We start from the raw sequence: 13,887 nt of genomic DNA, 5'->3' as shown, positions 1-13,887 counted from the left end.
GTAACCAATAAAAAAATTGTCGCCTCCTTGTTTCGAAGTGCCAAAAATGGGGAACATTCTATTACCTTGATGGTCGCAGACCAAACCCCAAAAAAGGACGCTTTTAAACAGCGGGATACGTTTATGGGTATCGATGTACCGGTCTTTACGGGTACCGAAGAATTGGCAAAAAGGTTGGATTTTAATACCGTCTATCTGAAAGTGACAAAAATAAAACGCGGTTATTACAGTGCCACCTTCGTTCCTCTTGCTGAAAATCCTTCTCAATTTGAAGATTTCCTAATTACGCGTAGCTTCTTAACCGAAATAGAGAAACAAATTCACGAAGCTCCTCAATACTATTTATGGTCACACAAACGCTGGAAACACAGGGCGTAATTACACGTTGGCGATTGCTTTAATTTCTGAAATAAATCGATCGGCTAACGCATCTGCCTCCTTCTGAGATTTGGCTTCGGTGTAGATACGAATAATAGGCTCCGTATTCGATTTCCGAAGGTGTACCCAATTTTCAGCAAAATCAATTTTTACGCCGTCAATCGTGTTTATTTCTTCGGAAGCATAACGAGTTGCCATGGCTTTCAGAATGGCATCCACGTCCAATTGTGGCGTCAATTCGATTTTCTTTTTGCTCATAAAATACGAGGTGTATCGCTTCCGAAGCTCACTAACCGTTGTATTCACCTCTGCCAAATGACTCAAAAACAAAGCAATACCCACCAAGCTGTCGCGACCGTAGTGTAATTCGGGATAGATAATACCTCCATTCCCCTCACCGCCAATCACCGCCTGGGTTTCCTTCATCTTTTCGACCACGTTCACCTCCCCAACGGCGCTTGCGGTATAGGTACCTCCGTGTTTTTCGGTCACATCGCGCAGCGCCCTGGAAGAAGACATATTGGAAACTGTATTTCCTTTGGTATGCTTTAAAACATAGTCTGCAACAGCAACAAGGGTATATTCTTCACCAAACATCTCACCGTTCTCATCTACAAACGCCAACCGATCTACATCGGGGTCTACCACAATGCCAAAATCGGCTTGTTCTGCTACCACTTTTTTCATAAGGTCCATCAAATGTTCTTTTAGCGGCTCCGGATTATGTGGAAAATGTCCTGTGGGTTCACAAAATAATTTTATTGGATGTACGCCTAGCGCTTCTAAAAGCAAAGGAACTGCAATTCCCCCTGTCGAATTCACCCCGTCGACAACTACCTTTAGCTTGGCCTTTTTAATCGCCGCTACGTTTACCAAATCCAGTTCCAGTATCTCGTCTATGTGCATATCGATATAGGCGTCGTTGATCGTGATTTTTCCCAACGCATCGACTTCGGCAAAATCGATTTCAGCATTTTCAGCAATATCAAGTATTTGTTGTCCGGCAGCAGCGTTTAAGAATTCACCCTTACTATTCAGTAATTTTAGGGCATTCCATTGTTTCGGATTGTGACTCGCCGTTAGTATGATGCCTCCATCTGCGTGTTCCAAGGCAACCGCAATTTCGACCGTAGGCGTTGTTGATAATCCAAGATCGATAACGTGAATCCCCAATCCAACCAAGGTATTCATAACCAACTGTTGCACCATTTCACCCGAAATTCGCGCATCGCGCCCAACTACTACTCTATAATTTTCTTTATTGCGTTGTTGTTTTACCCAACTTCCATAAGCCGCTGCATATTTTACAGCATCAATAGGTGTTAAATTCTCCCCTTGTTTCCCTCCAATAGTACCTCGAATTCCCGAAATGGATTTAATCAATGTCATGCGGTAAATTTTTCAGCAAAGATACTTTTTTAAAAACACAATTCTTTGTTGCGTTTTTGTAAATTGTACCGAATGAATTTTCTTGCACATATATACCTTTCAGGAGAGGATGAGGCTGTCATTGTTGGCAATTTTATCGCCGATGGTATCAAAGGAAAACGCTATTTAAAGTATCCACCCCAAATCCAAAAAGGAATCTTATTACATCGCGCCATCGATAGCTATACCGACCAACACCCTATTGTAAAGCAAAGTACGGCAAGGCTTCATAAGAATTACGGCCACTATAGCGGTGTGATAGTGGATATCTTATACGATCACTTTTTGGCCAAAAACTGGAAGCAATATCACACACAACCTTTGGACGAATATGTTGAAATTTTTTATGAATTGCTTCGGAAAAATTTTCAGATTCTCCCGGGACGAATTCAACGTATGATGCCCTATATGATTGCCGATAATTGGTTGCTGAGCTACGCGACCATTCCCGGAATTAGCAAAATACTTTCTCAAATGAACCTGCGGACCAAAAATATTTCAAAAATGAACTATGCCGTCATCGAATTAGAGCAATATTACAGCGAATTTGAAGCAGAGTTCACTGCCTTTTTTGAAGAATTAATTCAGTATACAAAAAACAAATTAGTCGAATTATGAAATTACTTCGCTACCTATGTCTTGCACTGCTGCTTTTTTCCTGTAAGGAAGCCGTAAAAGCACCCGAAGCTATTGTACAACCCAAAATAGGGCTGATCACTGAAAAAGCAATGGTGGTCTCGGCCCGGGAGGAGGCTTCCAAAATTGGGGTTGGGATTCTAAAAAAGGGAGGCAATGCCTTCGATGCCATGGTGGCTACCGAAATGGCCTTGGCACTCACCTACCCTGTTGCCGGTAACCTAGGTGGGGGCGGCTTTATGGTCTACCGTACTCAATATGGTGAAATTGGTGCGTTGGATTATAGAGAAAAGGCGCCAATAGCCGCGACCAGAGATATGTATTTGGATGAAAAAGGGGTCTACCAAAACAGGAAAAGTAAAATTGGGGGGCTTGCTGTGGGTATCCCCGGAACAATTGCGGGAATTTTTGAAGCACATCAAAAGTTTGGATCTCTCCCTATGGAGGAGGTTTTGGCACCGGTAATTGAACTAGCGTACAAGGGTTATGTTGTGACCAAATTACAGGCCGAAGAATTAGCTGTTGCCGGTCCTTATTTTAAAGAGATCAATGAAGAAAATTCGTTGTATACTGAAGTGTACAAAGAAGGAGATACTATTAAAAATATAGCCCTTGGAGCAACATTACAGCGCATTTCGGACAATGGCCGGGCCGAGTTCTATCAGGGCGAAACTGCACAAAAATTGGTGGATTTTATAAAATTAAAAGGTGGTATTATCACCTTGGAAGACCTGGAGGCCTACGAGGCAGAATGGCGAGAGCCCATTGTTTTTAATTATAAAAATCTCAAAGTAATTTCTATGTCGCCACCTTCCAGTGGTGGGATTTGTTTGGCGCAACTCCTAAAAATGGTGGAGCCTTTTCCGCTTGCATCTTATGGACACAATAGTATGAAAGCCATACAGTTGCTGGCAGAGGCCGAGCGACGCGCCTATGCCGATCGCAGTTTCTTTATGGGTGATCCAGATTTTGTAGAGAATCCAATCGATTCGTTAATAAGTGATCACTATATAAAAAATAGGATGGCCGACTTTTCCTTTGAAGCCGCCACGCCTTCATCGACCATCAGTCATGGTGCGATACCGGGATACGAAAGTTTCGAAACGACCCATTATTCGATCGTTGATCAGTTTGGAAACGCTGTCGCCGTAACCACCACTTTAAATTCAGGTTATGGTTCAAAATTATACGCAAAAGAGCTCGGTTTTTTTCTGAACAATGAGATGGACGACTTTAGTGCCAAGCCCGGAGAGCCCAATATTTACGGCCTTGTAGGTGGGGAAGCAAATGCAATAGCTCCCCAAAAACGAATGCTTAGTTCGATGACTCCAACCATTATTGAAAGAGACGGCAAATTGTCGATGGTGGTCGGTACACCAGGCGGTGCTACCATTATCACTTCCGTTTTTCAAACAATTCTAAATGTATACGAATTTGATATGAACATGCAAGAGGCGGTGGATGCGCCGCGTTTTCACCACCAATGGCTCCCCGATGCCATACGCTATGAACTGGGCATGTTCCCCGAGGCATTAAAACAACAACTTAAGGCATTGGGATATCCTGAAAATACCGATGTGGATCCCATTATCGGAAAAGTTGATGCTATTTTAGTACGCCCGGATGGAAAATTAGAAGGTGGTGCAGACCGTCGAGGAGACGATACTGCAATCGGATTTTAACTCCCAAATTTCGAATTTTAAGCAGTTAATCGGACAAGTCCGCCCTTATATCGAATTGTAGGGTTTTTACTACAAAATGGATTTAAAAAGACTAAATTTGAGGTTAATAACCATAAATTGTAGGAATTATCGTGTGAAACTTGACGTTGTAAAGCATAGTTGGGGCTGAATATTTCTTCTTAAAAAGTGACCAAGTTATCCCGGTGAATCAATCTTCTGTTTTGCCTCGAAATTGTTAGCTACCATTTGGTCGAACTACCTTTATTGCTGTCATGATACCGATTGGCCGTTATGAGAAGTAAATCTTTTACTAAGGATTTGTTTTCCCTCATCCCATTGCTCTTCAGTGGGCTACTTTGCATTGCACTTATTTTTCTTCTTTGGCAGAAAGTCTCCACTACGCCCACCTTTGCCGAAATTCTCTCGAACCTCACCACCATCTTTATTGGTATTAGCGGATTTTTAAGTGCTATCCTTATGGTCTACATGGCTTTCGCAGCGATGAACTTAAAAAAAGCACGTAGTAATGTAATCGATAATTTGGGGAAAGTAACTCAAAAAATGCACACCTTTAGGTCGATAGTCGATTTGCTATTTCGATCGAAAATATGGCTACCGGGCTTAAAAGAATACATAGACGATGAGTTTGCCGGACTTACCTTTTTTGAAGTGAAAGAATTCTACAAGGGAAAATCGAAACTCGCCATCGAATTCCTGCAAGAGAATCACAATTACGCCGATACCGAAAACTTGTACCTCGAAATGAAATCCCTGTTGCTTACAGGTCCGCGGGAGAAAAGCGTTCCAGAGGACATTGTATTTCCAAAAATGTACAGCAAAGACATCGTCGAAAAGTGGTTGGAGCATAAATGCGGATCTGGTTTGTGGTATTACTTCGGTTACAAATACGCTGTATTCAAAGAAGCCTTAGACCTCAATGCCGTCTTCGAACGACATCAGGATAAGATCATGGCACTTGCCAATACCATCGATAGTGAAGCCTTTGAAGATTCTTCCTTTAACGAAGTCTTTTTGTCTAAACTTGGGGAGTATATGACCAAGGAAGTGCTTCCAAAGTTGTATCAGTTTCAGGATAGTTCCGGTAAACAAACACCGGCTCTTATCCGGTATTTGTATGTGGTCTTTTTACTGCTGACCCTATTTGGGGTACTCGTACCACTCCTCTTTATGCTTTTCAGCTTATCAATCCTTTCACTAATAATTAGTTACAGTTTTGTTATTAGCGTTATCTTCTTTATCAGTATTAGTTTTTATCAGTTCCTGTCGCGAGAAATTAGCAGCTAAAAACAGCTAGGAATCCACCCCAATTTCTGAGATAAAATTAAGTAGAACACTACACTAGGTGCTATAAATTTTCATTCCAATTGAGTACCTTTGCAAACTATGGCGCAAAACGAAGATTTTATTGAAGTTCTTGGGGCAAGAGTTCATAATTTAAAGAACATAGATGTACGTATTCCCAGAGAGCAATTGGTAGTGATAACGGGGCTTTCGGGTAGTGGTAAATCTTCTTTGGCCTTCGATACGATCTATGCGGAAGGGCAACGGCGTTATATTGAAACTTTTTCGGCCTATGCCAGACAATTTCTTGGAAATCTGGAACGCCCCGATGTAGATAAAATTGACGGACTTTCCCCGGTAATCGCCATAGAACAAAAGACTACGAGCAGGAGCCCGCGATCAACGGTGGGTACCATCACCGAAATATACGATTTTCTTCGCCTGTTCTATGCGAGAGCCAGTGATGCATACAGCTTTAACACCGGTGAAAAAATGGTAAGTTATAGCGATGAGCAAATCAAAAAATTGATTATCGAAGAGTTTTCAGGGAGGAAGGTAAGTGTTTTGGCGCCGGTGGTTCGTTCCCGTAAGGGGCACTATCGCGAATTATTCGAACAAGTGGCCAAACAGGGGTTTTTAAAAGTTCGCGTTGACGGTGAAGTTCAGGATCTAATTAAGGGTATGAAAATAGATCGCTATAAGACCCATGATATAGAAATTGTTATTGATCGCTTAAAGATTTCCGAAGAAAACGATACCGATAAACGCCTTTCAGAAACCATAGTAACCGCCATGTATCACGGGGACGACATACTTATGGTGCTAGATCACGATACCAACACCACGCGGTATTTTAGTCGGTCGCTTATGTGCCCCAGCAGCGGGATTTCCTATCCCAATCCGGAGCCCAATAATTTTTCGTTCAATTCGCCCAAGGGCATGTGCCCTAATTGCAAGGGGTTGGGTAAGTTATACAAGGTCAATTTAAATAAGATCGTGCCCAACAAAGGTTTGTCCATAAAGCAAGGAGCGCTGGCACCCCATGGACCACAAAAGAGTAATTGGGTGTTTAAACAACTTGAATTAATTGCTGAACGCTATAACTTCAAACTGAGTGATCCCTTCGAAAGCATCCCCGAGGAGGCAAAGGAGGTTATCTTTCATGGGGGAAATGAAAAGTTTGATATCGAATCGAAAACGCTGGGTATTACCCGAAGCTATAAAATTGATTTTGAAGGCGTAGCCACTTTTTTACAAAATACATTCGACGCCAACGAATCTAAATCCTTGCGCCGATGGGCCAAGGAGTATATGAATAAAATCTCCTGTCCCGAATGCGAAGGCTCCCGTTTGCGAAAAGAATCACTCTATTTTAAAGTGAACGGTAAAAATATAGCCGAGTTAGCCCATATGGATGTGGTGGAATTGCTGGAGTGGTTCACCGATCTCGAAAATCACCTGTCCGAAACACAAGGCATCATCGCTGCCGAGATCATCAAAGAAGTACGTTCACGGCTTCAATTCTTGGTGAATGTAGGGCTTACCTATTTGGCTTTGGATCGAAGCTCAAAGTCCTTGTCGGGTGGTGAGGCCCAGCGTATCCGACTCGCAACTCAGATTGGTTCTCAATTGGTTGGTGTGTTATATATTCTCGATGAACCCAGTATTGGACTGCATCAGCGCGACAATGCAAAATTGATACAATCCTTAATTCAATTGAAAAACATCGGAAATTCTGTGATTGTAGTAGAACACGACAAGGAAATGATCGAGCATGCCGATTACATAATAGACATAGGCCCTGCAGCCGGAAGGCATGGCGGGGAAATTGTTTCGGTGGGATCGCCTTCAGAAATAAAAAAACAGCATACACTTACAGCCGATTATTTAAATGGCACCAAGGAAATAGAAATTCCGAAGAAGAGAAGAAAAGGCAATGGCAAAACCTTAACCCTAAGTGGTGCTACCGGAAACAATTTAAAGGATGTGTCTATTTCTATTCCATTGGGTAAAATGATAGGTGTCACGGGTGTTTCAGGAAGCGGGAAATCTACGCTTATCAACGAAACCTTATATCCCATACTCAATGCGCATTTCTTCAACGGGGTAAAAAAGCCCATGCCGTATAAAAAGATTGATGGCCTAAAACACATTGATAAGGTGATTGATATCAATCAATCTCCCATTGGGCGTACGCCCCGTTCGAACCCTGCTACCTATACCGGGGTGTTTTCAGAAATAAGAAATCTATTTTCCAAAGTACCTGAAGCCATGATACGTGGTTACAAACCGGGGCGCTTCAGTTTTAATGTGGCCGGAGGGCGTTGCGAGACCTGTAAAGGAGGTGGTTTACGAGTTATAGAAATGAATTTCCTCCCCGATGTCTACGTAGTGTGTGAAACCTGTCAAGGAAAACGTTTTAACCGGGAGACACTTGAAATTAGATTTAAGGGTAAATCCATTTATGACGTACTGGAAATGACCATCAACGAAGCCTGTGATTTTTTTGATCAAATTCCGAAGATTTATAGAAAACTGAAGACGATTAAGGATGTAGGCTTGGGCTATATTACGTTAGGACAGCAATCGACAACCCTTTCGGGCGGTGAGGCACAGCGTATAAAATTGGCAACAGAGTTATCTAAAAGAGATACCGGAAATACGTTTTATATATTAGACGAACCCACAACCGGGCTTCATTTTGAAGACATTAGAGTACTGTTGATTGTGCTGAATAAGCTTGTGGACAAAGGAAATACAGTGCTTATTATTGAACACAATCTGGATGTTATAAAGACCGTGGATTATATTATTGACATTGGTCCAGAGGGTGGAAAAAAGGGCGGACAGATCATGGCCAAAGGCACTCCCGAAGAATTGATAAAGGATAAAAAAAGCTATACGGCAGGTTTCCTTAAAAAAGAATTACTTTAGCCCTACAGGAACCTATTTCTTTAGGGTAATAATTCATTTCCCTGTTGTAGAAATAGACAATATATCGTTAAATGAAGAAAGCTAAATTATAAATGAGAAACGAAAACATACCCAAAAACTGGAATGAAGTAAAGTCAAATGACTCATGGGCTATTTTTAAGATCATGGGGGAATTTGTGAACGGATATGAAAAAATGAGTCGGATTGGTCCCTGTGTATCTATCTTTGGATCGGCACGAACCAAACCCGATAACAAATATTACCAACTCGCCGAAAGGATCGCCAAAAAGATTACCGAGAATGGTTATGGTGTTATTACAGGAGGTGGTCCCGGAATTATGGAAGCCGGAAATAAAGGGGCATATTTGGCCGGAGGAACTTCGGTAGGACTCAATATTACGTTGCCTTTTGAACAACATGACAACCCATATATCGATAGTGATAAGAGTATCGATTTCGATTATTTCTTTGTCCGAAAGGTCATGTTTGTAAAATACTCACAAGGCTTTGTGGTCATGCCGGGAGGGTTTGGCACCTTGGATGAGTTTTTCGAAGCATTTACACTAATTCAAACTCATAAGATCGATAAATTCCCGCTTATACTTGTAGGCACACATTTTTGGTCGGGTCTTATGGAATGGGTCAAACAAACACTTTTAGAGGAAAGTCGAAATATCAGCCCGGAAGATCTGGATTTAGTGCATATTGTGGATACCGAAGACGAGGTGTTGCAAATATTGAATGATTTCTACGAAAAAGTCAATTTAAGTCCCAACTTTTAGCGAAAATTGCATCTGTTATTTGTATGTTAAACTCCCGCAACCTTTTTAGAATCCTTTTTTGTGTGATATGTCTGTTTACGATATCCCTTCGTGCACAGCATACCATCACTATTGATGCGCTTTTAAAACCCGCTACCAAGGAGCTTAATATAACCCAGCAGATTGTTTACAGTAATACTTCGAAAGATACGCTACGCGAAATCTATCTCAACGATTGGGCGAATAGTTTTTCCAGTAAAACCACACCCTTAGCCAAACGATTCGCCGAAAATTACGATAGCTCATTTCACTTCGAAAAGGATAAAGATCGTGGGAAAACAACAATATTCAGTATTACAAATGCCCAATTAGTACCTATTACTTGGCAGCGTGGTGATGAGGTGGATATTATCAAATTGAGTTTGGACACCCCCCTACTACCCGGTGATAGCTTTACGATAAACTTGCTATATACAGTTAAAGTACCCAATGATCGTTTTACGAGATATGGCGTTTCAAAAACAATGGATTTCAAACTCCGCTACTGGTATATCTCTCCGGCGGTATATGATGGGACGTGGCATGCTTATAGTAACAAGAATACCGATGATCTATATTTACTGCCTTCTAATTTTTCGCTAACGCTGCGAACGCCAAAACAATATCACGTTGTTTCAGATTTTGATTGGATTTCTGAAAGGAATTCAGAAAATGAAAAGATCACCCAATTGTCTGGTCTCGATCGGACTCGCGCCATCGTCCATTTAGAGCGAATTCCTTCTTTTGAAAGTGTTGAGACCGACAAAGTAGAAGTTATCACAAATCTTCAGGAAAAGAAGGTCAACCATCTTATCCGCGCATTGGTGATCGATAGAATTACTCATTTTTTAGACAACCGACTTGGCCCCTATCCCTTTAAAAAAATGGTGATTAGTGACTCGGACTATCGCAATAGCCCGGTGTACGGCCTCAATCAACTGCCCGATTTTATCAATCCGTTTCCGGATGGTTTCGAGTATGATATGGAACAACTAAAAACCATCACTCGAAATTATATTGAAAATACACTACCCTTGCAGCCCAGAGACGATTATTGGTTAACCGGGGCTTTGCAAATTTACCTCATGATGGAATATGTAGACACCTACTATCCCAAAATGAAACTATTAGGCAGCATAAGTGATTTTTGGATTATCAAATGGTCTCATGCGTCCAAGTTGGAGTTTAACGACCAGTATCCATTGCTCTACCTGAATATGGCTCGTAGCAATTTAAATCAGTCCTTAAGCACCCCTAAAGATTCTTTGGTAAAGTTCAATAAGAATATTGCGAACGATTATTACGCAGGGGATGGTTTTGAATATCTGGCCGATTATCTTGGAAAAGAAACCTTGGCGAAGAGTATCAAGCAATTGTATGCTGAAAAAAAATTACAGCGGGTTCGATCTTCCGATTTTGAAACAGTACTTTCTCAAAATACCGAAGCTCCCGTCAATTGGTTCTTTGACGATTATGTCAATTCTGAATCGACGATCGATTTCAAAATTAACAAAGTAGAAAAAAAGGGAGATTCCTTGGTAGTTACCGTAAAAAATCTCCGCGATCATACGATGCCGGTATCCCTATACGGAATTAATAAGGATCAAATCATTTTTAAGCAGTGGTTACCCCCTATCGATTCTACGGCCACAGTTACCGTGGCATCAAAAGATGTAAAAAAGTTGGTCCTAAACTACGAAGCGAGTATTCCGGAGTACAATCAGCGGAACAACTACAAGAACGTAACCGGCTTATTAAATAGACCAATACAATTCAGGTTGTTTCAAGATGTAAGCGATCCCAAATACAACCAATTGTTCTTTATGCCTATATTCGAGTATAACCTGTATGACGGCTTTACCTTGGGACCCAAATTGTATAACAAAACAGTCTTGGCGAAGGCATTTCATTATAATATTTCACCCCAATACGGTTTTCGTTCAAAGACCTTGTTAGGAAGTGGCTCCCTGATCTATACTCAAAATTATAAGGATAACTCCCTCTATGCCATGCGTTATGGTGTGGCGGGAAGCTATTTCTCATACGATACAGATCTTTTTTACCGAAGACTGACGCCTTTTATGACATTTGCCTTCCGGAATAAGGACCTACGCGATAACGAAAAACAGTTTATCAATCTGCGCAGTGTGAATATCTACAGGGATGAAAACCCCAATGGAACCAACGAAACCCCTAATTATAGCGTATTTAACGCCCAGTATGTATACTCTAACCGAAATCTGGTCAATTTCTTCCGGGGCACAGCAGATTATCAGATCTCGGATAAATTCAGTAAAGTTTCTGCCACCTTTGAATACCGAAAACTCTTTCTGAATAACAGACAACTAAACCTTCGCTTATTTGCAGGAGCCTTTATTTTTAACGATACCCGCGAAGACGAGGATTTCTTTAGCTTTGCATTGGACAGACCCACCGATTATTTACTGGATTATAATTATTACGGAAGAAGCGAAAGCAGGGGCCTATTCAGTCAGCAAATCATTATTGCTGAAGGAGGCTTTAAGTCAAAATTGGATCCGCCATTTGCCAACAGTTGGATCACTACATTGAATGCCAGTACCAATATTTGGAATTGGATCTATGTCTATGGAGATATGGGATTGGTGCACAATAAAGCACAGGGAACCACCTTTGTATACGATGCAGGTGTCAGAGCCAGTTTGGTAGCAGATTATTTTGAACTCTATTTCCCTATTTATTCAAATTTAGGTTTCGAACCCAACCTACCACATTACGATGAAAAAGTACGCTTTATAGTTACCTTAGATCTAAAAACCTTACTTGGGCTATTTACCCGTGAATGGTATTGATGGGAGAAGGCTGAAAGGAAAAGCACCTTAATAGAAAATTAAAATAATACAATCATGAAGCTTTTAAACGATTGGCGAATACTTATTTTGCTATGCCTAACCTTAGGTCTAGCCCCATTTTTTCCGGAGCCCCATTTGTGGGGAAAATTGAAATGGTTAGCCGGAGGTGCAGAGGGTATGCAAGCGGCAGATTGGTTTGATATATTATTGCATGGATTTCCTTTCGTATTAATTCTCAGATTACTGATTATAAGATTATTCCTGAAATCTAAAAACTAAGGCCTGAAAATTTCTTCATTTTCGTTACTTTTGTAATCCCTAATTTTAATGAAGATGCAAACAAACCCTCAGACCAATAGCGAACTTTCTTTTGAAGACTTTAAAGCAGAAGTCCTTAACGACTATAAAATTGCTGTAACAAGTCGAGAGTGTAGTGTTTTGGGACGTCGTGAGGTACTAACTGGAAAAGCAAAATTTGGAATTTTTGGGGACGGAAAGGAAGTGCCACAGCTGGCCTGGGCAAAAGCCTTTAAGAATGGAGATTGGCGAAGTGGGTACTACCGTGACCAAACCTTAATGATGGCGATAGGGAAGTTAAGTGTGCAAGAGTTTTTCGCAGGTTTATATGCCCATACCGATATTAAAGCAGACCCCATGAGTGCAGGTCGACAAATGGGTGGTCACTTTGCAACGCATAGCCTAAATGAGGATGGCAGCTGGAAAAATCTAACCTTACAACAAAATAGTAGTGCAGACATCTCACCTACGGCAGGGCAAATGCCTCGTTTGCTAGGTCTTGCTCAGGCTTCAAAAATTTTCCGAAACCAAAAGGGAATCCAAGATAAAACTCATTTTTCGATCAACGGAAATGAAGTGGCCTGGGGAACCATTGGAAATGCAAGTACCAGTGAAGGGCTGTTTTGGGAAACCATTAATGCCGCAGGAGTATTGCAAGTACCTATGGTTATAAGTGTCTGGGATGATGCCTACGGAATTTCAGTTCATGCAAAACACCAAACTACCAAAGAGAATATTTCTGAAATATTAAAAGGGTTTCAACGTACCGAAACAGAAAATGGTTATGAAATCATGCGTGTTAACGGTTGGGACTACGGGGCGTTGATCGAAACCTATCAAAAAGCAGGTGCCATTGCCCGGGAAGAGCACGTTCCTGTTTTAATTCACGTGATGGAGCTTACACAACCCCAGGGACACTCTACCAGTGGGTCACACGAACGCTATAAAAGTGAAGAGCGACTCCAGTGGGAGCGCGAGTTCGATTGTAATTTAAAGATGCGGGAGTGGATGGTAGCTAACAATATTGCTACCGATATAGAGCTCTCCGATATTGAAACTGCTATCAAGAAAGAAGTTCGTGAAGGAAAAAAGGCAGCCTGGGAAGCATTCTTAGCACCGCAACGACAAGAACAGGCCGAAGCTGTTACCCTTTTAGGAAATCTGGCAGAAAGCTCTTCGAATAAGAATTTTATTGAAAAAATAAAGAATGACCTTGCTTCGGAAAAGGAACCGTTACGACAACATATAGCTGCTGCCACACGAAAGGCTTTGCGGTATGTGGTGGGTGAAGACATTACAGAGAAAAGACAGCTCCTGGATTGGATTACGAACTATTTTGAAATTATTCAGCCGAAATACAGCTCCGATCTGTATTCTGAAGCAAAGGTAAATGCAAAAACTATTTCAGAAGTAAAACCCACCTACGACGAAACTGCCGAAGAAGTAGATGCCCGTCTTGTGCTACGCGATAATTTTGACGCCCTCTTTGAAAAACACCCGGAAGTAGTCATTTTTGGTGAAGATGCCGGAAAAATTGGAGACGTGAACCAAGGCCTCGAAGGGATGCAAGAGAAATACGGTGAATTCAGAGTGAGCGAT

The 13,887-nt window shown here is 41.4% G+C and carries 8 protein-coding genes and 1 pseudogene; 8 read left to right on the top strand and 1 reads right to left on the bottom strand.

The genetic code is table 11. From position 1 onward, the window contains the following. Nucleotides 1-378 (top strand): annotated as a pseudogene (locus K8F54_RS03125) (lipid A biosynthesis acyltransferase); the annotation flags it as partial. On the opposite strand, the gene glmM reads toward K8F54_RS03125, so the two are convergent. Further along, a complete protein-coding gene (gene glmM / locus K8F54_RS03120) occupies nt 379-1,767 on the bottom strand; it encodes a phosphoglucosamine mutase (protein WP_290786866.1) in 1,389 nt (462 codons plus the stop codon). 72 nt (nt 1,768-1,839) lie between these two features. Here glmM and K8F54_RS03115 point away from each other — a divergent pair, with 72 nt between their 5' ends. From K8F54_RS03115 to K8F54_RS03080, 7 genes are all read left to right on the top strand, one after another. After that, entirely contained in the window at nt 1,840-2,424 is a 585-nt protein-coding gene (locus K8F54_RS03115; RefSeq protein ID WP_290786863.1) for an acyl carrier protein phosphodiesterase, read from the top strand. Beyond that, nucleotides 2,421-4,124 (top strand): gamma-glutamyltransferase, encoded by a 1,704-nt coding sequence (gene ggt / locus K8F54_RS03110; protein ID WP_290786860.1) that lies wholly within the window; start codon nt 2,421-2,423, stop codon nt 4,122-4,124. The genes K8F54_RS03115 and ggt overlap by 4 nt, the downstream gene beginning before the upstream one ends. 291 nt (nt 4,125-4,415) lie before the next feature. Next, entirely contained in the window at nt 4,416-5,429 is a 1,014-nt protein-coding gene (locus tag K8F54_RS03105) for a hypothetical protein (RefSeq protein WP_290786857.1), read from the top strand. A 99-nt stretch (nt 5,430-5,528) separates the two neighbouring features. Next, entirely contained in the window at nt 5,529-8,360 is a 2,832-nt protein-coding gene (gene uvrA, locus K8F54_RS03100; RefSeq protein WP_290786855.1) for an excinuclease ABC subunit UvrA, read from the top strand. 92 nt (nt 8,361-8,452) lie between these two features. Continuing rightward, nucleotides 8,453-9,142: a TIGR00730 family Rossman fold protein gene (locus K8F54_RS03095; protein WP_290786852.1), complete on the top strand. Its 690-nt coding sequence runs from the start codon at nt 8,453-8,455 to the stop codon at nt 9,140-9,142. A 62-nt stretch (nt 9,143-9,204) separates the two neighbouring features. Next, nucleotides 9,205-11,991, top strand: coding sequence for a metalloprotease (locus K8F54_RS03090; RefSeq protein WP_290786849.1), 2,787 nt, complete (start codon nt 9,205-9,207; stop codon nt 11,989-11,991). Between the two features lie 333 nt (nt 11,992-12,324). After that, nucleotides 12,325-13,887: thiamine pyrophosphate-dependent enzyme (locus K8F54_RS03080; protein ID WP_290786869.1), on the top strand; the 1,563-nt coding region annotated here is incomplete at its 3' end.

Source organism: Altibacter sp. (genome assembly GCF_019913785.1).
Classification (GTDB): Bacteria; Bacteroidota; Bacteroidia; order Flavobacteriales; family Flavobacteriaceae; genus Altibacter.
The sequence above is the reverse complement of the archived record's forward strand: the minus strand, read 5'-3'. Positions and strand labels throughout refer to the sequence as shown.